Source organism: Paenibacillus sp. FSL H8-0175 (assembly GCF_045040615.1).
In the GTDB taxonomy this organism is placed as follows: Bacteria; Bacillota; Bacilli; order Paenibacillales; family Paenibacillaceae; genus Paenibacillus_AQ; species Paenibacillus_AQ odorifer.
This window is the reverse complement of sequence record NZ_CP150299.1, coordinates 4034978-4059065: the sequence shown is the minus strand read 5'-3', so window position 1 is coordinate 4059065 and position 24088 is coordinate 4034978. Positions and strand designations below refer to the sequence as shown.

Below are 24088 nucleotides of genomic sequence, written 5' to 3'. Positions count from 1 at the left end.
AGTCCGATAGCATGGCGAAATAACCTGAATCTGCGAAATAGCGTCTCCTGAGTCCGGACCATCGATGGCAAGAACATGTAGCCTCCGCAGACGAGTAAGTATCGACGTTTAATGTCACCTGAGTCCGGACTAGCAAGATTGAAGATACTACATTACCGTTCGGACTGTATTGCAGCTATTTAGTGTTTTTGAAGCATTTTTCAGAATTATCGGACTGCATAGCTCTTATTACCAAGTATTTGCTCCAAAGAGGAGTACATTGGGTCGAATAGTTGCATCTGAGTCCGATAGCATGGCGAAATAACCTGAATCTGCGAAATAGCGTCTCCTGAGTCCGGACCATCGATGGCAAGAACATGTAGCCTCCGCAGACGAGTAAGTATCGACGTTTAATGTCACCTGAGTCCGGACTAGCCAAGATTGACGATACTACATCATCGTTCGGACTGTATTGCAGCTATTTAGAGTTTTTGGAGCATTATTCAGAAGTATCGGACCGCATAGCTCTTATTGCCAAGTTTTTGCTCCAAAGAGGAGTGAATTTGGTTTAATAGCTGCATCTGGGCCCGATAGCATGGCGAAATGACCAAAATCTGTGAAATAGCGTCTCCTGAGTCCGGACCATACATGGTGTGGACATAAAGCCTCGGCAGACGAGTAAGTATCGAAGTAGAATGTCACCTGAGTCCGAACCCATAGTTAGTGTGGACATAAGGCCACGGCAGACGAGAACGAATCGACGTTTGAGGGCACCTGAGTCCGTTTCCTCCATGGTGTGGACATAAAACCACTGCAGATGAGTAAGAATCGACGTCTAAGGTCTCCAAGGTCTGATCTCGCCGCAGCCGGAGATGCGGGTAAACATAAATGTTACTCCAAACTGGATCTAAAGACGCTCTATGCGAACTTTTAAGTGATCCCCCAAAGCGCACACTTAGCAAACTACACTCACAGGGTACTCTTAGCAAACTTCAGGACATTCCCAATGGTTCACCTAGCAAACTCAAGACATTCACAGGGTTCACTTAGCAAACTTCAAGACATCCACACGGTTCACCTAGCAAACTTCAGGACAATCCTAATGGTTCACTTCATTTCACAAGGTTCTCTTCACAGACTCCAAATCACTCCAATGTGCTCAGCGAAAATTCCTTCGAAGCATTCTCAAGTAATATTCCTCGAAGCAGTCACTTTTTATGCTTAATTCCCAAATTTGGGATCAAATCGCATAGTCTTCATCAAGGCGCGCGAGACCAAACCACTCCATTACTAAAAGTTAGTTTGAAACACAGTGGAAGGATGAGCTTATTTAAGCGACTGGGAATTTTGTTTATGTTGTAAACAGCTTTGGATGAAGAATTTTAAATCAGAGTGTGTAAAGTCAGAACGCCAAAAGCCATGCTAGGAGCGGATTGTTATCTTATTTGCGGATTATTTCCTAGTAAATTAATACGAATAATCCAATAAGATAATTGGTGTGACATTAATCATAATTACCAATTCGAAGCTTTGTGAAAATAATAACTTTTCGTAAATGTCGAAATGAGGTTGACGAATAAAAATATCAGTCGTATGATTGATTCTACTGAGTATGCTAGTAATTAAAAGTAAGTTAATAAATAATATATAATAGCGGGAGGAATGAAAGTGGAATCATCAACATTTGTGCTTTTTGGCGCTACAGGAGATTTAGCAAAACGTAAAATCTATCCTGCACTATATAACCTCTTTTTAGATGGTCAAATTTCAGGTCCTCTCTCAGTGATTGGATTAGGAAGAAGAGAAGTTTCAACTGAAGCTTTCCGTAAGCAAGTCCTGCAATCTTTGCAGACATTTTCTAGACAGCCGGCAGTAGAATCTCCACAGTTGCAGGTTTTCTTGGAAGCTTTTGAATATAGCGTTCTAGATGTAGGTAATACAGAGGATTATTTGAAGCTCCTGGAGCATGTTAAACGTCGTGAGCAATTTTTTAACATTCCGGAGAATCGGATGTTCTATTTATCGGTGGGTCCTGAGTTTTTCAAGGAAATTGCCGCCAATATTCACTCCAGTGGTCTGGGATCTACGAAGGGCTGGAAGCGTCTGATTATTGAGAAGCCTTTTGGTACAGACTTGAAAACAGCAAGAGAGTTAAATGACAGCTTGAATGCCGTATTTACTGAAGAGGAGATTTTCCGAATTGACCACTTCTTGGGTAAACCGATGGTTCAGAATCTGGAAGTTCTAAAATATTCAAATCCTGTGCTTAGAGCACTGTGGAAAAATCGGTATATCGCAAATGTGCAAATTACGGCGAGTGAGATTGTTGGCGTTGAAGAACGGGCAGGCTATTATGATAAAGCTGGGGCACTTCGTGATATGTTCCAGAACCATATGCTTCAATTGCTCATGATGATGGCGATGCAGCTTCCAAAAGGCAGTACACCTGAAGAGATCCGTGGGAAGAAAAGATATGTCATGGAGCGCCTCATTCCGCTAAGTAAAGACGAAGTTAATCAATATGTTGTCCGCGGACAATATGCTGAAGGTGAAATTAAAGGTAAATCTGTTGCAGGCTACTTGGATGAACCCGGAATTAGCCAATCCTCACAAAATGAGACGTTTATTGCAGCGCGTTTGTTTATAGATGATCCATTGTGGAATGAAGTTCCGTTCTATATCCGTACTGGCAAGAGAATGAAAGAGAAATCAACAAGAATCGTTATAGAATTTAAAGAACCGTTTAATGATAACAATAACAAAAATAAAGGGAATGACGTTCCAAATCTGCTCATCATCGAGATCGGTCCAACTGAAGCCATTACGCTTCAGTTGAATACGAAGGATCAGCTGCAAAAAGGGAAACTTGAACCTGTCCTCGCTACTTATGAAGCCGGAACTTCAGACGTACCAGAAGCTTACGAAAATCTGATCTTTGATGCACTTCGTGGTGACGCCACTTTCTTCGCTCATTGGAAAGAAGTCGAGCTGTCATGGCAATGGGTTACACCAATCCAGGAAGCTATGGAAGAGGGGCTAATGCCACTTCATACCTATGCTTCAGGTTCTTATGGTCCAGATGCGGCTATGGAGCTTTTGGGTGAAGACCGCTGGTGGTTTGATGATACAGATCAGGAGTCAGATCTTCTCGACGCTCAAGCAGAAGTTGCAGCAGCGCAGGAATCTATACGGCCAGGGGCTTAAGCCCCTGCCTGTTTTTTTTGCCAATTTAGCTAAAATACATCACAAGAATCTATAAATCGGAGGGAATTTACATGAAAGTAGGATTAGTTGGGTTAGGAAAAATGGGTTTTAATTTGGGTCAAAATTTGCTGGATCATGGACATGAGGTTGTTGCTTTTGATCTGAATGCACCTGCTGTAGAAGAAATGAAAGCTAAAGGCGCTAGTGGAGCAGTAACGCTTCCAGAATTGGTACAGCAATTGGAAACACCAAGAATCATTTGGATCATGGTTCCGCATCAGGTCGTTGATTCTGTAATCGCTGAACTTACTCCACAGTTGTCTAAAGGTGATATCGTTATTGAAGCAGGAAACTCGCATTATAAGGAATCGATTCGTCGGTATGAGGAATTGAAGGAGCACGGAATTCACTTTATGGATGCAGGTACCTCTGGCGGTATGGAAGGGGCGCGTAATGGCGCTTGTTACATGGTTGGCGGAGATCCCGAAGCTTGGGAAGTTGTGGAGCCTATTTTCCGTGATACAGCTGTAGAAAGCGGCTTTTTATATGCTGGTAAAGCAGGTAGCGGCCATTTTCTAAAAATGGTGCATAACGGTATCGAATACGGCATGATGGCTGCTATCGGTGAAGGTTTTGAGGTTCTGGAAAAGAGTGAATTTGACTACAACTTTGAGGAAGTAGCTCGGGTGTGGAATCACGGCTCTGTAATCCGTTCGTGGCTGATGGAACTTGTGGAACGCGCCTTCTCGAAGGACGCTAAACTAGATGAGATTAAGGGCATTATGCATTCGTCTGGTGAAGGCAGATGGACGCTTGAAACCGCCTTTGATTTACAAGCGGCGACTCCGGTCATCGCAATGGCGTTATTGATGCGTTACCGTTCCCTTGAGACCGACACATTCACTGGAAAAGTAGTTGCTGCACTGCGGAACGAGTTCGGCGGACACGCTGTGGAAACTAAATAAGATTGGCCGACTCTGAATTGAGTGTTTACAAGCTCGAATTTCTCGCAATTTATGTTGCGGAGAAATTTGGGCTTTTTATTTTAAGGGGAATAGATAATGGGAAGTATAGATGGAGTACGAATTTAATGCAGTTTACATATTTTAGGGGTAGAAGGGTAAGTTAGGAAGCAAGGGGGAGATTTCATGCAAAGTGGAATTCGTGAGCGACTTCATTTTCTAAATAAATTTCTGCATGCGCCCCGACAATATGGTAGTGTAACTCCCAGTTCACATTGGCTGGCCCAGACGTTGCTTGATCCAGTGCCTTGGAACCAAGTGCATTCTATGGCTGAGTTGGGTGCGGGGACTGGTGCAATCACAAGGTTTATTCCGCGTGGAGAAAAGACCGGTATGAATGTTCTTCTATTTGAAATAGATCCTGATTTTCGCAGTCAGTTAAGAGAGGAATTCCCCGGATGTTTCTGCAACAACGATTGTCTCCGGCTGCGTCTTGCGCTTCATAACAGCAGTCTGGAGAAGCTGGATTGTATCGTGAGTAGTTTGTCTTTGATGAATTTCTCGAAGCCAGACCGCACTAGGTTTATGGAACAGATCATTTCTTCTTTAAAAGAAGGAGGGTGGTTTATAACCTATGAATATTTTCCGCGGATGAAAACAGAGTTGAGCCAGCATTTTGAGATCCTACACACGAAGTGGGTGCTGCTGAATTTTCCACCAGCGCTTATATATATTTGCAGGAAAAAAACTACAACGCAAGTGCAACGCGAAAATCCCAAATCAACAGTCAACGTAGTCCCAATCTCTCAGGTTTATACAAAAAGATAATCATCTCCATACAACAAATGCCGTCACCCATTACTCATTGGGGAACGGCATTTTTAAATGGGCTGCGAAGGCGTTTGAGCCCGATTAATAGAGAAGCTCAATATTCTCTTTGTTCAGGCGCTTCAACCAAACCTCAGAAGGCTGGCGGTCTGTGATCAAAAAGTCGATTTGGCCAAGCTCGATCAGCTTCGTAAAGGCGGTCTTATCGAATTTGGTGTGATCGGCCAGGAGTATGACCTTGTTAGCTTGACGTAGCATATATTTCTTGAGCTCACACTCCGGTTCATTAGAATCTGTGATGCCTCGCTCCATATCTATTCCTTTACAACTGATAACCGCAGTGTCCACATTGTATCTTTGAATGGTGTCATGTGCTACAGGACCCACGAGTGACATGGATCGGTAACGTAAAGAACCTCCGGTGGAGATGATATCCATCCCAGAATTCGAGAACTCATGCAAAATATTAATCGAGTTCGTAATAATGGTCAGATTGTTTTTATTGCCAAGCAGTTTTAGAAACTCAAAGGCTGTGGAGCTAGGATCCACCATTAACGTATCTCCATCATTGATTAAATCTAGCGCCTTAAGAGCGATTCCCCGTTTGATATCTGTATTCAGCGCATTGCGTGTAACAAAAGGCAAATCCTCGTTCGTGTGACGATTCAGCATGGCCCCGCCATAGGTTCGGCTTAGAATGCCATCCTTCTCCAGCTTCTCCAAGTCTCTGCGTATCGTCTCTTCTGTAACTTCAAACATCCGGCTTAGATCAGAGACTAATACTCGTTTATCCTGATGAACAAGATCAATTATTTTTTTGCGTCTTTCAGCTGCAAGCATAGGGATCACCTTTCCGAAATCTGTATATTCCTTAATCATAGCTCCAAATATCTGTGTTTTGCAATAAAATCAACGTAAAATCATGTTTGTTTTCCAATAATATTCACAAAACGGATATAAAACAAATAGAAACAACATAAATAATATTTAAAATGTTGACAACAAAGATTTGCGGGCATACGATGAAGGAGAAAAGAAGTCCTGTAGTGGTAATTAGATTTGAAAGATACCAGAGCCGGCCCAGTTGCGATTTAGAGGCCAGCCTGAGGCGCTGCAGCCGGAATACTACGCTCTAGCTTGCAGAGTTGTGTGTAAAACTTTGGTGTTGATAAATTAACTTTAGGAGGCTGGTCAAGCATGAGCACGCATGTGTATTATGTTCCATCGATCAATATTATGGGCAAGGGATGCTTGCAGGAGATTGGTCCATACATCCAAGAGCTTAAATTAAAAAAGGCGCTTGTTGTTACGGACAAATTCCTTATGAAAAGTGGCATTGCTGGTAAATTGCTGACGGTATTGGACGAAGCGGAGATTGAATATGCCATCTATGATGAAGTGAAACCCAATCCGACCTGTAAAAATGTCCACGATGGCGTTGATTATCTCAAAGCGCAGAATTGTGATTATCTGATTTCCATTGGCGGTGGATCACCACAGGATACTGCCAAAGCCATTGGTATCATTGCCACAAATGGCGGTCATATCAAAGAATATGAAGGTGTACACAAGTCTAAGCATAAATCACTGCCGATTGTCGCCGTGAATACCACTGCTGGTACTTCGGCTGAAGTGACCATTAACTATGTAATCACAGACGAAGAACGCAAAGTGAAGATGGTTATGGTAGATAAGAACAGCCTTGCGACGATTTCAGTCAACGATCCTGAGCTTATGGTTGATAAACCCGCTGCACTTACCGCGGCTACGGGTATGGATGCATTGACTCATGCGATTGAAGCGCTGGTGACGCCGGGAGCATATCCGGTAACCGATGCTACGGCACTAGCCGCAGTGGAGCTTATTTTTGCTAATCTGGCTCGTACTGTGAAGAATGGCCATGATATCGAAGCGCGTGAACAGATGGTATACGCGATATTCCTTGGCGGATTGGCTTTCAATAATGCGGGGCTTGGTTATGTGCATGCGATGGCGCATCAGCTGGGCGGCGTATACGATCTGCCGCACGGCGTATGTAACGCGATGCTGCTGCCTTTTGTGGAAGAAGAAAATGCCAAATATGTGCCTGAGAAATTCAGATCCATTGCTAAAGCGATTGGACTTAATGTAGAGAACCAAACGGATAAACAATGCGCAGATTTCGTAATTGAGTCGATCAAGGCGTTGTCTAAAGAAGTAGGGATTCCAGCTAAATTATCCGAGCTTGGTGTAGAAGAAGTAGATCTTGATCTTTTGGCTGAAAATTCGATGAAGGATGCTTGTGCACCAGGGAACCCTTTTATTCCTACTAAAGAAGAAGTTATTACACTGTTCAAAAAAATATTATAAATCACCCCTTATCATAGGAGATTGTTTATGAATAATCACATCGCCGTTGACATCGGTGCCTCAAGTGGGCGGCTGGTGCGCGGAATATTGCAAGAAGGTATTCTTTCCTTAGAAGAGCTTCATCGCTTTAGCAATAGCTTTACGGAACAAGAGGGTTCCTGTTTCTGGGACATTGATTATTTAGTAGAGCAGATTATGATCGGGCTTCGGAAGGCTAAAACCGATGGAATTACTACCTGTACGCTCGGTATTGATACATGGGGTGTAGATTATGTGCTGGTAGATGCGGACGGGAATCGTGTTCATGAAGTATACGCCTACCGGGACCGCAGAACGGATCTGGCTGTGGATCAGGTGGCACAGCAGCTTTCACCACAAACCGTCTATGAAAAGACAGGAATCCAGCAGTTATCCATCAATACCTTGAATCAGTTATATGTTCATAAAGAAGAAGAGCTAGCGCAAGCGGATCAGATTTTACTTGTACCAGATTATCTATATTACCGACTGACTGGCCGTAAAATCAACGAGGTTACGATTGCATCTACAACACAGCTGTTGAATCTGGAAAGCCGGGATTTTGACGATGACCTATTAGAATTTTTGAATATCAGGAAAGATCAATTTGCAAAATTAACTGAGCCTGGTGTAGTGGTTGGTCCTCTTGACGAAGCTTTAATCCAACAATATGACCTGCCTGAATGCCAGCTGATCTGTGTGGCTTCCCATGATACGGCCTCAGCAGTGCTAGGTGCTCCACTTCAAGAAGGCTCAGCTTATATCAGCAGTGGAACTTGGTCTTTACTCGGTGTAGAAAGAACGGAGCCTCTAAATTCTCTAAAAGCCATGCAGGCTAACTACACCAATGAGTGGGGAGCCTACGGAACTTATAGATTCCTCAAAAATGTAATGGGCTTATGGCTTATTCAAGAGGTTCGCAGATTACTGAACAATTGTTATAGTTTTGCGGAGCTTGCAGAGCTTGCACAGGGAGAAGAGGGGTTTCGCAGCCTGATCCCTTGTAATGCACCAAGGTTTCTTAATCCATCGAACATGATAGAAGAAATCCGCAGTGCCTGTATGGAGAGTGGGCAGCCCGTTCCGGAGACACCTGGACAGTTAGCACGTTGTGTTTTTGACAGCTTGGCGTTATCCTATCTAACTTATTTGGAAGAGTTGGAGGAGCTGACAGAACGTCGGATCGAGGGATTGCAAATTGTCGGCGGCGGGGCGAACAATCGGCTTTTATGCCAACTAACCGCTGACGTTATCGGCAGGATAGTAAAGGCTGGACCAACGGAAGCGACTGCTCTAGGAAATATAGTAGTGCAGATGATTAGCACAGATTCCATTGCAGACATAACTGAGGCAAGAGCTATTATCGAACAATCTTTTGAAATAACATCATACATTCCGCAGCCGATCAAGCATTTTAATAACATTCTAAATCGTTGGAGAAGCCTTCATCTGTCCAAGGTGAATGAGCTTATCTAAGCGAAACAGACTTGCACTAATTTAGGAGGATAAACAGCATGGATCAGAGCATTATCACTAGTTATAACGAAGCCAAAAAACTATACGCAGCCCACGGTATTGATGTGGATAAAGTGCTGGAGCGACTCGCGCAAATTAAAATTTCCATACATTGCTGGCAGGGTGATGATGTAAAAGGTTTTCTTTTTAAGGAAAAAGAACTAAGCGGGGGCATTGCGGTAACGGGAAGTTATCCGGGCCGGGCGGGTACACCAGATGAACTACGTCAAGATTTAGAAAAGGCGTTATCTCTTATTCCTGGTAAACATAAGGTTAACCTGCATGCTATTTACGCAGATACAGATGAACCTGTAGATTTGGATGAACTAGAGCCACGACATTTTCAATCCTGGGTGGATTGGGCGAAGGAGCAGGGCTTAGGGCTTGATTTTAACCCTACTTGTTTCTCACATCCGAAAGCAGCCGATGGATTCACTCTCAGTCATTCGGACGCGGAGATTCGGAATTTCTGGATCAGACACTGTAAAGCTTCGCGTACGATCGCTGAGCATTTTGGGCGGGAGCTGGGTCAGCCTTGTGTGACGAACTTTTGGATTCCAGACGGATATAAGGATACGCCAGTAGATCGGCTTGCTCCGAGAGTACGTTTAAAAGAGTCGCTGGATGAGATTTTTAGTCAGGAAATAGATCCGCTTTATAATATGGATGCCTTGGAAAGTAAACTGTTTGGAATTGGTTCTGAAAGTTATGTGGTTGGCTCTCATGAATTCTATATGGGTTATGGTTTAACAAATGGAAAAGCGATCTGTTTGGATGCGGGACATTTTCATCCTACAGAAGTGATTTCGAATAAACTATCTTCGATTCTGATGTTCAGTGAGCAGCTGCTGCTGCATGTCAGCAGACCTGTCCGCTGGGACAGTGACCATGTGGTAACAATGGATGATGAGCTGCTGGAAATCGCCCGTGAATTGGTTCGCGGGGATTTACTTCCTCGTACGAATATTGGATTGGATTTCTTTGATGGCAGTATCAATCATCTCGCGGCATGGGTCATTGGCACCCGCAACACTATTAAGGCGTTGCTGCGTGCGATGCTGGAACCAGTGGAAGAACTTAAGCAAATCGAGCGGTCCGGGGATTATACTTCACGTCTTGCTCTGGTAGAAGAGTTCAAATCGTATCCGTTTGGAGCGGTCTGGGATTACTACTGTGCATTACAAGGTACACCGGTGCGTGAGCAATGGCTTACTGAAGTGAAAAATTATGAACAAGACGTTTTGTCTTTAAGATAGAAGTGGATACGGAGAGCAGCAAATACAAAGGAGAGAATAGAATATGAGTACATCCTTGTTAGAATCAAAAGGTTATATTGCCAGCAGTGAAGCTCCATTTATTCAGGAAATGTCAGAGATCACCCGTCATATGTGGGAGCTTGGCTGGGATGAACTAAATGGTGGGAATGTCAGCTATTTACTGGATGAGAATGAGGTGGCTAAGTATATTAATGTACTGGAGCCGTTGCGCACGATCAAACTCACCTTTCCGGTAAAAGAATTAGCAGGCAAGTATTTTATCGTAACAGGTTCGGGCAAATATTTCAGAAATGTGATTAAAGACCCTGAAGCGAATCTGGGTGTGTTAAGGGTTAGCGGCAATGGCGAAAGTGTGGAAGTATTGTGGGGATTGCGGAATGGTGCAGTTCCTACGAGTGAGCTCGCTTCGCATTTTATGAGTCATATTGAACGTCTGAAAGTAGATCCCACACACCGTATCGTGCTGCATACACATGCTACAAATGTTATCGCGATGACCTTCACGCATGATCTGGATGAACTGAAGTTTACCAAAACGTTATGGGAAATGTGCACAGAGTGCCTTGTTGTTTTCCCTGATGGCGTCAGTGTTATTCCGTGGATTGTTCCGGGCAGCAGTGAAATCGGCCGTGAGACTGCCAAAAAAATGAAGGATCACCGTTTAGTCATCTGGCCGCAGCATGGGATTTTTGGCACTGGCTCCACCATGGATGCTACCTTTGGTCTAGTAGAAACGGTTGAAAAGGCTGCGACGATCTACAACCTGATTGGCGGTAGAGAAATCAAACAAAAGATCACAGACCAACAGCTATGGGATTTAGCTAAAGCATTTGGAGTTACACCTAAAGCGGGGATTCTTGAAGTCTAGAGAGTCATTATAATTTGGTGAAACCGGGCAATCGTAGATTCTGCGAGGTCCGGTTTTTGTTGTCTTTTTCTTAAAATTTGCATTTCCCATCTTTTGGGTAGATAATAAGCTTACTTAAAGTAATCAATTAATAAATTGGAGGTAACATATGAATACAGAGCAACTATTTTTACCTTTTCAAGTGGGGAATCTTTCGCTGTCGAACCGATTTGTTATGGCGCCGATGACACGCGCGCAGTCTCCGAAGGGTGTGCCGGGAAGCAATGTTGCCGCTTATTATCGTAGACGTGCAGAGGGTGGAGTGGGATTAATTGTTACTGAGGGTACTGCGATAAATCATCCAGCGGCTGTCAGTCACCAAGATATTCCTAATATACATGAAGAAGCATCTTTAGAAGGCTGGAAGAAGGTTGTGGAAGAGGTTCACGCAGCTGGCGGCAAGATCATCCCGCAGCTTTGGCATGTGGGGATGGCGCGTACAATCGGCGAGTATCCTAACGTTGAAGCCCTTCCTGTAGGCCCTTCGGGTCTGAATTTAGCAGGTGAGCCGGTGACAGAGCCGCTGACCACAGAAGAGGTTGAAAGCTTAGTAACAGCCTTCGCTCAAGCGGCGGAACATGCCAAAAGCGTTGGCTTTGATGGCATCGAGCTGCATGGCGCTCACGGGTATCTGATAGACCAGTTCTTCTGGGATAGAACGAATAAACGTACCGATCGTTACGGTGGCGATTTGGTAGGAAGAACAACATTCGCTGTCGAGATCATTAAAGCATGCCGTCAAGCGGTTGGACCAGACTTCCCAATTGTGCTGCGCTTTTCCCAGTGGAAGCTGGGGGCGTATGATGAGAAGCTGGCGAAGACTTCAGAAGAACTTGCGAGTTTCCTAGCACCGCTTAGCGAAGCGGGTGTAGATATCTTTCATTGCTCGACCCGACGCTTCAGTCAACCTGAATTTGCTGGCTCTGATCTTAATTTAGCTGGGTGGACTAAGAAGCTTACCGGGAAGCCGTGTATTACAGTAGGCTCTATTGGCCTGCAAAGCGATTTCTTCGAGGAAGATAAAGCTCAGAAGCCTGAGGATAATATTGATGAGTTAACTGAAAGGTTCGATCGGGAGGAGTTTGATTTGGTTGCAGTGGGCAGAGCGCTTATTAGCGATCCTGCTTGGCCTGCCAAAGTACAAAGTGGAGCGATAGACGAAATCATCCCATTTACTCCTGAAGCGACGAATACGCTTTACTAAAACTAGCAGAATATACAATGACTATTTTTTTAGGTAAGAGGTTGTGTAACTGTTTCAAGAGTAGTGTATCTGCTTATAATAGTAGCATACCCCCCTTAATATGATAGAACTTGACCCTGCCAAACGTTGGCGGGGTATTTTTTTGTCGATATGCAACGCTTCATTACATCATTAATAGACCGGGCACTTCTATGTTAGGCCAGCATTATGTTATAATTTTAAATTAGCAAAGTATAAAAATAATTGTTGAACAATAGAGGACGTGAAAACAGCATGACAAAGGGGAACCATAACTCACCGGACTTAAAATCCGGCAAGGGTTCTAAGGATTATTCGAAATATTTTGATTTTAGTGATGCAAAGGTAATTAGTGAAGAGGAAGGTAAGGTTACTTACCGGATTAAAGGAAGAAATGTGCAAATTAATAGCCAGCCTGACTATAAAGAAGGAAAACGGCGCGGCAAGGAAGAAATAGAAGTGCATTATGATTTCGAGATTCCTGAAGAGATGCAGAATTTCGGAGTGGGCAAATATTATCATATAACGACTTATGGCTGCCAAATGAATGAGCATGACACGGAAACGATGAAGGGCCTATTGGAACAGATGGGCTACCGCAGTGTCGCTGACCGGAATGACGCGGATCTCATTTTGCTGAATACTTGTGCGATTCGGGAGAACGCCGAGGATAAGGTATTTGGAGAGCTAGGACATCTTAAGAACCTGAAGATCGAGAAGCCGGGTCTGTTGTTAGGGGTATGCGGTTGCATGTCGCAAGAGGAAGGCGTAGTCAACCGGATTATGTCAAAGCATGGCTTCGTGGATATGATCTTCGGTACGCATAATATTCACAGGTTGCCACACCTCATTAAAGAAGCGGTATTTAGTAAGGAGCTTGTGGTTGAGGTATGGTCCAAAGAAGGCGACATTATTGAGAACTTGCCGAAGAAGCGGGAAGGCATGCGCGCTTGGGTGAACATTATGTATGGTTGTGATAAGTTCTGCACGTATTGCATCGTACCGTTTACACGCGGTAAAGAACGCAGTCGTCGTCCAGAGGACGTTATCGCTGAGGTGAGAGAGCTTGCGCGCCAAGGCTTCAAGGAAGTAACGCTATTGGGGCAGAACGTAAATGCTTACGGTAAAGACTTTACGGATATTGATTACACCTTCGGGAACCTGATGGATGATATGCGTCTGATTGATATTCCGCGCATTCGTTTTATGACATCGCATCCACGAGATTTTGACGATAAATTGATTGAGGTTTTGGGCAAAGGCGGCAACTTGGTGGAGCATATCCATCTGCCGGTTCAATCGGGAAGTACTGCCGTTCTTAAGAAAATGAGCCGTAAATATACCCGGGAAGCTTATCTGGAATTAGTACGCAAGATTAAGATAAGTGTGCCGAATGCTGTATTAAGTACCGATATTATCGTTGGTTTCCCTGGGGAGACTGATGAGCAATTTGAAGATACCCTATCGCTTGTGCGTGAGGTTGGGTATGATATGGCATATACGTTCATTTATTCTCCACGTGAGGGCACACCAGCAGCGGCGATGGAAGATAATGTACCGATGTCGGTGAAGAGTGAACGTCTGCAAAGATTAAATGATCTCATCAAAGAGAACAGCCGGATTATTAATGACCGAATGCTGGATGAAGTTGTAGAGGTGCTGGTTGAAGGGGAGAGTAAGAATAACTCCGAAGTCCTTTCCGGCCGTTCCCGCGCTAACAAGCTGGTTCATTTTGAAGGTCCTAAGGAGCTTATCGGCACATTTGTGAACGTGAGAATTACAGATACTAAAACATGGTACATTAAAGGGGATATTGTGGTTGAGGCCGCAGCTGTTCATTAATCACATACGAATGGGGAGATGACTAATGAGTACAGAAGAACAACAGTTGAATAAATATGGAATGAAAACTTATAATACCCGTGATCTGATCGTTCGCGAGGATATTATGGGCAAAGCTAAAGAACTAGCATCATTAATCTCAACCAGTGAAGAGGTACGCCATTTTCAGCAGGCTGAGCAAAAAATTCTTAATCACGAGCGTGTGCAAGGACTGATTGCGACCATTAAGAAAAAACAAAAAGAAATCGTGGCCTTCGAAAGCTTCAATAATAAAGATATGGTCGCCAAAATTGAACGTGAAATTGAAGTGCTGCAAGATGAGATCGACGGTATTCCAGTCGTGAACGAATTTCAGCAAAGCCAGAGCGACATTAATTATTTGCTTCAGCTGGTAATTTCCGTGATTAGAGATACCGTTTCGGAAAAAATAAATGTGGAAGCCGGCACTGAAGCGCCTCCGACCACATGCGGATAACCCACACTCAGTTCAGGGGGCGGATGCAGATCCGTCCCTTTATTTCAATATAAGAGGTAGAAGTAAAGTACATGAAAATACATAATCCTTATAATTCAACGACAACGTCGTTTCTCATATAGTCTTTTTTGTAGGATAATGTAAAATAATGGAATTCATCTGTTGATTTATGAAGAACATGTTTGGTACATTTAAAGATACGAATAAGTAAAACTACAGCTTCGGAAAAGGATGGGGCAATTATGAGCGACAATGGGGAATTAACCTATAACGCCAAAAAATATCGTACACCGGATGGTGTTCCGGCCGACATTGTAATGTTTACACTTACCAAACGCGAGCGGAAGACGGTCACCAAGACGCTGCCTTTACGTGAGTTGAAGGTAATGTTAATTAGACGGAAAAAATGGCCATGTGCAGGCATGTGGGCTCTACCAGGCGGATTCTGTCAGGAAGATGAGTCTATATATGATGCTGCAACTCGTGAGCTGAAAGAAGAGACCGGTGTTGATGGAGGTCACTTAGAATATCTTGGGGTTTATAGTACACCTGGCCGCGACCCTCGGGGATGGATTATCAGCCATGCCTTTTTCGCTTTAGTAGAAGAGTGGATGCTGGAGCAAAGACAAGCTTCCGACGATGCGGGTGAAGTGGGTTTATTTACGTTGCAGGAAGCGTTAGAAGAACTGGAGCTCGCTTTTGACCACCATGAAATCATCAAGGATGCATACGTACGTATCCAACAGCAAATGCTGCAGACAACGATAGCAAGACAGTTTTTGCCTAGGCATTTTACGCTAAGTGAGCTTTATCAGGTAATTCAGACAGTAGTGCCAGAATTTAAAGAACCAAATTTTATTCGTAAAATCACGTCAACACGCAGCCGTCAGGGTATATTAAAAGAAGTGAGAGATGAAGAGGGCAATGCACTCAGCTCCAATCAATACTCACAACGCCCGGCTCAGTTGTATATGTTTACAGATCACGAGCCATTGTTGTCCATTTATACGTAGTGTCTTAAATCAGGGGAGGGACGATTCTCATGAGAGCACTAATAGTAATTGACTTTACCAATGATTTTGTCGATGGGAATTTACCGGTTGGGCAGCCTGCAATCGATATCGAGCCAAGAATCAGCCAATTAACGTCTGAGTTTGTCCAAAATGGCGATTATGTTGTAATGGCTGTGGATTTACATGAAGACAATGATCCTTATCATCCCGAGAGTAAACTGTTTCCACCTCACAATGTACGAGGGACTAGAGGGCGGGAGCTTTATGGAAGTTTGAAAACTGTTTATGAAGCTGACCAGGATTCCATCTATTGGATGGACAAAACTCGATATAGCGCTTTTAGTGGAACTGATCTGGAGATTAAGCTGCGGGAACGTGGCATTACTGACCTTCATTTGATTGGCGTATGTACAGATATATGTGTTTTGCACACTGCGGTGGATGCATATAACAAAGGTTTTACTATTACTGTGCACGAAGATGCGGTCGCCAGCTTCAACGCGGATGGACATAAATGGGCACTAAATCATTTCCGGGGAAGTTTAGGAGCAGACGTTGTTAAGGCATAATACTATAAAAAACATACACATACAGCAACGTGGATATTAGGAGATGAGGACTTGAAGAGAGAACTTGCGCTACATACAGATAAATATCAGATCAATATGATGTATGCTCACTGGGTGAATGGAAGCCATAAGCGAAAAGCTGTATTTGAAGCTTATTTCCGCAAATTGCCTTTCGGAAACGGCTATGCCGTGTTCGCAGGACTAGAGCGTATCGTTGGGTACATCGGCGGCTTGCGTTTTACCGAAGATGATATCCGTTACTTGTCGGAGCAAGAAGAAAATTACGCTCCTGCCTTTTTGGAAGAATTGCTGCAATTTCATTTTCAGGGCAACGTTTATTCGATGAAAGAAGGGGCGTTGATTTTCCCGGATGAACCGCTAATCCGTGTGGAAGGGACGATCATGGAAGCGCAGCTGGTGGAGACCGCTATTCTGAACTTCATGAACTACCAGACGCTGATCGCTACGAAGGCTTCCCGAATCAAGCAGGTAGCTCCGAATGATATACTCCTGGAGTTTGGTACCCGTCGGGCACAAGAAGCGGATGCGGCGGTCTGGGGCGCTAGAGCGGCCTATATCGGCGGCTTTGATGCAACCTCCAACATGCTGGCAGGTAAAATGTTTGGCATCCCTACCAAAGGTACACATGCTCATTCTTGGGTTCAGAGCTTCAGCAGTGAGCAGGAAGCTTTTGATGCTTATGCCAAGGTGATGCCTGATGAAGTTACACTATTAGTTGATACCTTCGATACGTTGCGCAGTGGTGTGCCGAATGCGATTAGAACCGCCAAAAAGCTTGAAGCTCAAGGTAAAAAGATGATCGGTATCCGTTTAGACAGCGGTGACTTGGCCTATCTATCCCGGCAGGCACGGAATATGCTGGATGAAGCGGGGCTCGATTATGTGAAGATTGTGGCGTCCAACGATCTGGATGAGAATACAATCATGGATCTGAAGCTGCAAGGTGCAGCCATCGACACATGGGGTGTAGGCACACAATTGATTACGGCTTCGGATCAACCCTCTTTGGGTGGAGTTTATAAGCTGGTAGAAATTGAGTCCGCAACTGGAGAAATGGTACCGACAATCAAGATTTCTTCTAACCCTGAAAAAGTATCCACACCAGGCAGCAAGGACGTATTCCGGATTATCGGGAAAAATGGCAAAGCGCTAGCAGATTATATCTGCTTCCCGGAAGAGGAATCTCCACGTAACGGCGGTCGGGTGAAGCTGTTTAATCCGCTGCATCCATACATGCACAAGTATGTGGAGCGTTATGAAGCGCTGCCTATGCTTGAGCCGATTTACGTGAACGGCTTCCAGGTCTATACTTTGCCGGATCTGAATGAAGTTCGCCGTTACCATCGGGAGCAGAAGGATCTGTTCTGGCCGGAATATCTGCGTAAGCTCAATCCAGAGGTGTACCGGGTGAATCTGAGTGAGAAGGTCTGGACCAGCAAGCAACAATTGATCGCGGAGCATATTCAGCCGGAGATCGAGTAGATTTTGTAGTTTCGATGGAAAGAAGCACGGGAAGATTAGATTCCCGTGCTTTTTTGCGTTTGGGTGAAGCCGACGTTTGGGTGAAGCTGACGTTTGGGTGAAGCTGACGTTGGGTGAAGCTTTCGTTTGTTAACTTCGAACGCCGTGAGTTTATTTTCTGAAAGTATATTAAGCTAGTTTGTCCGCGTATATCTGATTTGGCTTTTGTTGCATTTTGTGCAACAGAACACTAGTTAAAGTATATCGACAAATTATCATACCCCCAAAAGAATAAGTACATCCCTTAGAATGAGGCGAATCCGGTGCGATTAGGTAAATCAACGGTATAAATCCCGTAGAATGAGGCGAATCCGGTGCGAGTGAGCAAATCAACGGTATAAATCCCGTAGAATGAGGCGCCCGGTGTGAGTGAGCAAATCAACGGTATAAATCCCGTAGAATGGGGCTCGTCCGGTGCGAGTAGGAAAATCAACGGTATAAAACCCGCAGAATGAGGCGTATCCGGTGCGAGTGAGCAAATCAACGGTATAAATCCCGTAGAATAGGGCGAATCCAATACGAGGAGGCAAATCAACGGTATAAATCCCGCAGAAGGAGGGGAATCCGGTGCGAGTGAGCAAATTAACGGTATAAATCCCGTAGAATGAGGCGCATCCGGTACGAGTAGGAAAATCAGCGGTATAAATCGCGCAGAATGAGGCGCATCCGGTACGAGTAGGAAAATCAACGGTATAAATCCCGCAGAATGAGGCGAATCCGGTGAGAGTAGGCAAATCAACGGTATAAATCCCGTAGAATGAGGCGCATCCGGTGTGAGTAGGTAAATCAACGGTATAAATCCTGTAGAATGGGGCGAATCCGGTGCGATTAGGTAAATCAACGGTATAAATCCCGTAGAATGAGGCGAATCCGGTGCGAGTGAGCAAATCAACGGTATATATACCGCAGAATGAGGCGAATCCGGTGCGAGTGAGCAAATCAACGGTATAAATCCCGTAGAATAGGGCGAATTCGATGCGAGTAGGCAAATCAACGGTATAAATCCCGCAGAATGGGGCGCATCCGGTGTGAGTGAGCAAATCAACGGTATAAATTCCGTAGAATAGGGCGAATTCGATGCGAGTAGGCAAATCAACGGTCCCATAAGAAAAGGTGTATCCCCGTTCTACGCGATCGCGAAGAATAATGGATACACCTTTTTTCATGTAAGTGCGAGATATATAGTTTAGTTCTTCTTTCGGAATTTAGCGAATGACCAGATGGTAAGCATCAGCAGGAAGCCCAGACATGTGCCTATGCTGATCCGGTTCTGAGTGTCGAAAAGGAAGGAAATCGTGATAACCGACAAACAGATAAGCGTCAAAATCGTAATATAAGGGAAACCCCACACTTTAAAGCTTGGCTCTTTAGGATAGGTTTTCCGCAGCTTCAGCTGTGATAGGCAGATGCTGATCCATACCAAGCTTACTACGAAGCCGGGAACAGCCATCAGCAGCCGGAAAAGTCCATCCTGTGCGAAGTACGCTAACATAGAACCAACAAAAAGAACTATAGCGCAAAGTTTAAGACTGTTGATCGGCACACCTTTTGCTGAGGTTTTTGCTAAGCTAGGTGGAGCTTCACCCTGTGAAGCCAAAGAGTGCAACATCCGTGTGGCGCCGTAGATACCAGAGTTAGCAGCAGAGAGCACAGCCGTAATCAGTATGAAGTTCATAACATGGTCAGCACCCTTAAGTCCTGTAGCTGCTAATACCTGCACAAAGGGGCTGGTATGCTCGTTAAGCTGATTCCAAGGAATTAACCCACAGATGATCAGAATTGGAATGGTGTAGAACAGAATAACACGTAAAATGAAGCTTTTGACAACTCTAGGCAACACTTTTTCTGCATCTTGAGTTTCTGTTAAAGTTAGTCCAATCAGCTCAGATCCGCCGTAGGAGAACATGACGACCAGAAGGGCAGAGAAGATAGGTGTCCAGCCTTGTGGGAATAATCCGCCATAATCCGTAAAATTACTTAAATAGGGAGTCCCTTCAGACATAGGCAATAGCCCAAACAATAATGCAGCTCCCAGAATAATAAAGATGATAATCATAGCTATTTTGATTCCTGCTAACCAAAACTCCGTCTCTCCATAACCGCTTACACTCATCATATTGATGCCAATAATTAAAGCACCACTTGCTAGACTCAGTAGCCATAATGGAACATCCGGTAACCAGTACTGCAAGAAGCTTCCTGCCGCCAGCACTTCGATTACGCAGACAGTCAACCACATGAAGCAATATAGCCAACCCACGATAAAGGAGAGCCGTTCTCCAAAAGCCTCGCGGATGAATTCCTTCATATTTTTGTTCGGGTATACCGTGGCCATTTCGGCAATTGCACCCATAACGACTAGTAGCAGCAAGCCTGCCAATACATAGGAGAGAACAACCCCTGGTCCAGCAATGCTTATCGTCTCAGAGCTTCCTTTAAAAATCCCCGTACCGATTACGCCGCCCATCGCCATAAAGCTGATATGCCGTGGAAGCAATTTTTTCTGTAATGATGCTTCGTTTGACTTCACATTTAATGCCTCCTAAGTAGGTTCAAAAAATTACACCAAGAATCAGTTTATCCTGAAATGGACTAGTTGAAAAGTATAAATGATACACATTTGTAGAAATAGAGGTGATTTTTCATCGGTGTGTGATATTTATCATGAAGAATGTGATGAATTTAACATCTTAATTTTTAATTTTATTGCTAAATGAAAGTAGATAAATAAGCTTAGGCAACACTTGGAAAATGCAAGATTTGTCACTTCGCGTCTTGCAAAATCAAGTTACAATCGTTGAAAAAGTCAAAAGGATATTATACTAGATGACATTCTGAAAGGGGCTATGTCGGTGGTACAGTTACCAAAAGTGAACGAGCTCGGATTTTTTGAGATTCGTCTGGAGTCAATTGGAGGGTTGGGTGCGAACCTGGCTGGTAAAATGCTTGCAGAAGCAGGTGTTGTCGGTGCTGGAATGAATGGGGTCAGCTTTTCGTCATATGGTTCGGAGAAGAAGGGATCAGCGGTAAAAGCGCATATCCGGTTTTGTGATTTGAATACGCCTATTCGTGACACGTCTCCGGTTGAGCGTCCGCATGTTGTTGGGGTATTTCACGAAGCATTAGCAAAGACAGTTAACGTAATTAGCGGAATTTATGAACATAGCACAGTATTGGTGAACTCAGCAAAATCGCCGGAGGAATTGAAATCCTCCCTGAATATGATGGCAGGAACTATTGCAGTCGTTGATGCTACAACGATCGCCTTAGATGAGAAAAACCGCGTTAATATGGCGATGCTAGGCGCGTTGTTCCGGATGTGTGATTTCTTGGACCCTGAAATTATGAAAGGCGTTATAGAGAAATCACTAGGCAAAAAATATCCACAGGCAGTACAGTCAGCACTGACTACTTTCGACCGTGGATTTAATGAAGTTAAGTTTATGCATTTTCCACTGCCTGCGGGCGTGACAATGCCTGAGTTCGTGCGGTCTGATATTTCCGCATTGGGTTATGAAACACAGCCTATCGGCGGTACCATTACGAATCCTGGCAGCAGCTTTTTAAAGAACTTGAGCATTTCTCGCTCCGGTTTGCTGCCTCATTTTAAGCAGGAGGATTGTATTCATTGTGCGCAGTGCGATACGGTGTGTCCTGATCTGTGTTTTGTTTGGGATGAGCAGCCTGATAAGAAGGGGCGTCCACAAATGTTCCTGCAAGGTATTGATTATCAATACTGCAAAGGCTGTTTAAAATGTGTAGAAGCTTGTCCTACAACTGCCTTGTCTGGCGAACGTGAGGAAGAGGGCTACGCAGAGAGTCATACGGTCCGGCATATTTTTGATCTCGTTACTGAGGCCTAATTAACGGAGGAAAGGTGGAATACACGTGGCTATAGATTATGAAAAAGAAGTAGGCTCTGCTAAAGTAGAGCAGAAATTCCTATATGAATCCGGCAATGAAATGGCGGCTTATGCTGCTCATCAGATAAATTATCATGTAATGGGGTATTTTCCGATTTCTCCATCGACAGAAGTAGCGCAATTTCTTGATACGATGAAAGCGAATGGCCAGCATGATATTATGCTGATTCCGTCAGATGGCGAGCATAGCTCTGCTGGTATCTGTTATGGCGCTTCAACGGCTGGCGGACGTGTATTTAATGCTACCAGTGCCCAAGGTTATATGTTCATGCTTGAGCAATTGCCTGTACAAGCTGGTACGCGTATGCCTATGGTTATGAATCTAATCTGCCGTTCGATCTCTGGACCGCTGAATATTCACGGGGACCATTCAGATTTGTATTTTGCTTTGAATACAGGTTGGCCTATTTTAATGTGCCGGGATCCACAATCTGTTTATGATATGAACCTAATGGCATTGAAGCTTGCGGAACATGCTAAAGTTCGTCTTCCGGTAATGGTGGCTTCAGATGGATATTTCACCTCCCACCAGAAACGCCGCGTTCAAGCTTTTACTCATCGGGAGGATGTTCATAAATTTGTTGGACCACAACCTCCAACAGGCTTTACCGATACTTTAGACCGCAATAATCCGGTAACGGTTGGTCCTTATATGAACGAACCTGACTATATTAACAACCGCTATCAGCAGTCCGTAGCTATGTACAATGCGGGTGAAGTTTTTGAAGAAATTGCGAAGGAATTTGCTGAGTTAACCGGACGTCATTATCCAATGATCGAGGAATATCGGATGGAAGATGCTGAAGTAGCCGTATTCTTGATGAATTCTGCCTCTGAGATTATTAAGGATGTTGTGGATCAGCTTCGGTTGCAAGGGATCAAAGCCGGTGCAATCTCGCCGAATATGATCCGTCCTTTCCCGCAGAAGCAAATTGCTGAAGCACTGAAAAATGTTAAAGCAATCACCGTTGGTGACCGCGCAGATTCTGTAGGCGGACATGGTGGTAACATGGTCAATGAAATCAAGGCAGCGCTGTTCACATATGGCAACACTACGACTAAAGTAATTAGCCGTATCTATGGTTTGGGTGGTAAGGACTTCTACGCAGAAGATGGTCATGCCTTTTTCCAATTAGCAATAGATGCTGTTGCTGCAGATCGAGTAGACATACCATTTGATTATTATGGCCACAATCCGGGTACACCAGATAAAGCTCCGCAACGTCTTCTGAAGCCAATGGACTTTGACTCACTGAAGACAGGCTTAATCACTGTGAAACAGGATGAAGCAACAGGCAAATTAAGCGTACGGATTCCGCCACTGCGCAGCTTAACGAAGAAACCTAAACGGCTCTCCCCAGGGCATGGTGCGTGTCCAGGTTGCGGGATTTTCTCAGGACTGGAGACTTTCTTCAAAGGGATTGAAGGGGATATCGTCGCACTTTATCATACAGGCTGTGCCATGGTAACGACTACGGGGTATCCGTATTCCTCCCATAAATCAACGTTTATCCATAATCTTTTCCAAAATGGAGCGGCTACCTTGTCCGGTGTCGTAGAGATGTTCTGGGAACGCAAACGTCGCGGTGAGCTGGATGGACTAGGGCTTAAAGAGGACTTTACGTTTGTTATGGTAACCGGAGATGGCGGTATGGACATCGGGATGGGACCGGCAATTGGAGCTGCACTGCGTGGTCACAAAATGATTATTGTAGAGTACGATAACGAGGGTTACATGAATACTGGAGCACAGCAGTCCTATTCGACACCACTGGGTCACCGTACTTCAACCTCCAGTATCGGCAAGCAGCAGCAAGGTAAAGTTACTCAGCATAAAGATACAGCACAAATTATGGCGGCTACTAACATTCCTTATGTCTTCACGGGTTCGGAGGCTTATCCGCAGGATCTGGTGAAAAAAGCGGCAAAAGCACAGTGGTACGCACAAAACGAAGGTTTGGTGTATGGTAAAATCCTGATCGCATGTCCGCTAAACTGGATGTCTGATGATAAGGAAGGCACGAACATCGTATCATTAGCTGTTGAGTCTTGCTTCTTCCCGTTATATGAAGTAGAGCATGGTTCTACGAATATCACATATAATCCTGAAGATAAGGGCAAACGTGTTGAGCTCTCAGCATGGCTGAAGACAATGGGTAAAACTCGTCATTTGTTGAAACCTGAGAATGAGCCAGCTTTACACAGCTTCGAAGAAGAAGTTGAGCGCCGTTGGAATCGTCTCAAGGCAAAACACGAACATCCTGACTTATAAGCTGTGTCTATCTCCAGTATATAAAATATGAAAAAACCCGGCAGATTTGTCTGCCGGGTTTTTTTGTGATTAGGGAGCATTTGCGCGTAAGAAGCAGCTTTCGGATACCACTGACCTTAAACACAGCTTTCTTTCCCGTTTGGAATTCTAACGGACTCCATAGCAGTTATCGGCCCTAAAACTCCCAAAAT

18 protein-coding genes are annotated in these 24088 nt (G+C 44.4%); 15 read left to right on the top strand and 3 right to left on the bottom strand.

The genetic code is table 11. The annotated features are described in order from the left end of the window. Positions 1-1647: 1647 nt before the first annotated feature. From zwf to MHH46_RS18060, 3 genes are all read left to right on the top strand, one after another. Entirely contained in the window at positions 1648-3183 is a 1536-nt protein-coding gene (gene zwf, locus MHH46_RS18070; RefSeq protein WP_076194671.1) for a glucose-6-phosphate dehydrogenase, read from the top strand. 71 nt (positions 3184-3254) lie between these two features. Then, the gene (gene gnd, locus MHH46_RS18065) at positions 3255-4148 is read left to right on the top strand and encodes a phosphogluconate dehydrogenase (NAD(+)-dependent, decarboxylating) (RefSeq protein WP_036688068.1); all 894 of its coding nucleotides are present in this window, start codon (positions 3255-3257) and stop codon (positions 4146-4148) included. A 183-nt stretch (positions 4149-4331) separates the two neighbouring features. Further along, the gene (locus MHH46_RS18060) at positions 4332-4973 is read left to right on the top strand and encodes a class I SAM-dependent methyltransferase (protein ID WP_076194673.1); all 642 of its coding nucleotides are present in this window, start codon (positions 4332-4334) and stop codon (positions 4971-4973) included. 84 nt (positions 4974-5057) lie between these two features. Here the strand turns inward: MHH46_RS18060 and MHH46_RS18055 are convergent, their stop codons facing one another. After that, a complete protein-coding gene (locus MHH46_RS18055) occupies positions 5058-5813 on the bottom strand; it encodes a DeoR/GlpR family DNA-binding transcription regulator (protein ID WP_076100077.1) in 756 nt (251 codons plus the stop codon). A 357-nt stretch (positions 5814-6170) separates the two neighbouring features. Between MHH46_RS18055 and MHH46_RS18050 the strand changes: the two genes are divergently transcribed. The 10 genes from MHH46_RS18050 to MHH46_RS18005 all read left to right on the top strand — a co-directional run bounded on the left by MHH46_RS18050 (position 6171) and on the right by MHH46_RS18005 (position 17663). Continuing rightward, complete coding sequence (locus MHH46_RS18050; protein ID WP_076194676.1) at positions 6171-7322, top strand: iron-containing alcohol dehydrogenase; 1152 nt, start codon at positions 6171-6173, stop codon at positions 7320-7322. 27 nt (positions 7323-7349) lie between these two features. Then, positions 7350-8816: a rhamnulokinase gene (gene rhaB / locus MHH46_RS18045; RefSeq protein ID WP_076194678.1), complete on the top strand. Its 1467-nt coding sequence runs from the start codon at positions 7350-7352 to the stop codon at positions 8814-8816. 38 nt (positions 8817-8854) lie between these two features. Beyond that, on the top strand, positions 8855-10111 hold the full coding sequence (gene rhaA, locus MHH46_RS18040; RefSeq protein ID WP_076194680.1) for an L-rhamnose isomerase: 1257 nt from the start codon (positions 8855-8857) through the stop codon (positions 10109-10111). Positions 10112-10154: 43 nt separating this feature from the next. Continuing rightward, the gene (gene rhaD / locus MHH46_RS18035; RefSeq protein WP_036688060.1) at positions 10155-11000 is read left to right on the top strand and encodes a rhamnulose-1-phosphate aldolase; all 846 of its coding nucleotides are present in this window, start codon (positions 10155-10157) and stop codon (positions 10998-11000) included. 148 nt (positions 11001-11148) lie between these two features. Next, positions 11149-12243: an NADH:flavin oxidoreductase gene (locus MHH46_RS18030; protein ID WP_076194683.1), complete on the top strand. Its 1095-nt coding sequence runs from the start codon at positions 11149-11151 to the stop codon at positions 12241-12243. 273 nt (positions 12244-12516) lie between these two features. Beyond that, a complete protein-coding gene (gene miaB / locus MHH46_RS18025) occupies positions 12517-14103 on the top strand; it encodes a tRNA (N6-isopentenyl adenosine(37)-C2)-methylthiotransferase MiaB (protein ID WP_076194685.1) in 1587 nt (528 codons plus the stop codon). A gap of 25 nt (positions 14104-14128) precedes the next feature. Beyond that, positions 14129-14578 (top strand): RicAFT regulatory complex protein RicA family protein, encoded by a 450-nt coding sequence (locus MHH46_RS18020; protein ID WP_076128288.1) that lies wholly within the window; start codon positions 14129-14131, stop codon positions 14576-14578. A 242-nt stretch (positions 14579-14820) separates the two neighbouring features. Next, complete coding sequence (locus MHH46_RS18015) at positions 14821-15591, top strand: NUDIX domain-containing protein (protein WP_036688055.1); 771 nt, start codon at positions 14821-14823, stop codon at positions 15589-15591. A gap of 29 nt (positions 15592-15620) precedes the next feature. Continuing rightward, a complete protein-coding gene (locus MHH46_RS18010; RefSeq protein ID WP_076194688.1) occupies positions 15621-16160 on the top strand; it encodes a cysteine hydrolase family protein in 540 nt (179 codons plus the stop codon). A gap of 51 nt (positions 16161-16211) precedes the next feature. After that, positions 16212-17663: a nicotinate phosphoribosyltransferase gene (locus MHH46_RS18005; RefSeq protein ID WP_076194691.1), complete on the top strand. Its 1452-nt coding sequence runs from the start codon at positions 16212-16214 to the stop codon at positions 17661-17663. Positions 17664-18031: 368 nt separating this feature from the next. On the opposite strand, the gene MHH46_RS18000 is transcribed toward MHH46_RS18005, so the two are convergent. Both MHH46_RS18000 and MHH46_RS17995 read right to left on the bottom strand, forming a co-directional pair. Next, positions 18032-18868: a hypothetical protein gene (locus tag MHH46_RS18000; protein WP_405132502.1), complete on the bottom strand. Its 837-nt coding sequence runs from the start codon at positions 18866-18868 to the stop codon at positions 18032-18034. A gap of 20 nt (positions 18869-18888) precedes the next feature. Next, positions 18889-20232: an amino acid permease gene (locus tag MHH46_RS17995; RefSeq protein WP_076194693.1), complete on the bottom strand. Its 1344-nt coding sequence runs from the start codon at positions 20230-20232 to the stop codon at positions 18889-18891. A 322-nt stretch (positions 20233-20554) separates the two neighbouring features. Between MHH46_RS17995 and MHH46_RS17990 the strand changes: the two genes are divergently transcribed. Both MHH46_RS17990 and MHH46_RS17985 read left to right on the top strand, forming a co-directional pair. Continuing rightward, entirely contained in the window at positions 20555-21565 is a 1011-nt protein-coding gene (locus tag MHH46_RS17990) for a 2-oxoacid:acceptor oxidoreductase family protein (protein WP_038571642.1), read from the top strand. A 25-nt stretch (positions 21566-21590) separates the two neighbouring features. Beyond that, positions 21591-23897: a thiamine pyrophosphate-dependent enzyme gene (locus MHH46_RS17985; RefSeq protein ID WP_076128294.1), complete on the top strand. Its 2307-nt coding sequence runs from the start codon at positions 21591-21593 to the stop codon at positions 23895-23897. Positions 23898-24088: the final 191 nt, after the last annotated feature.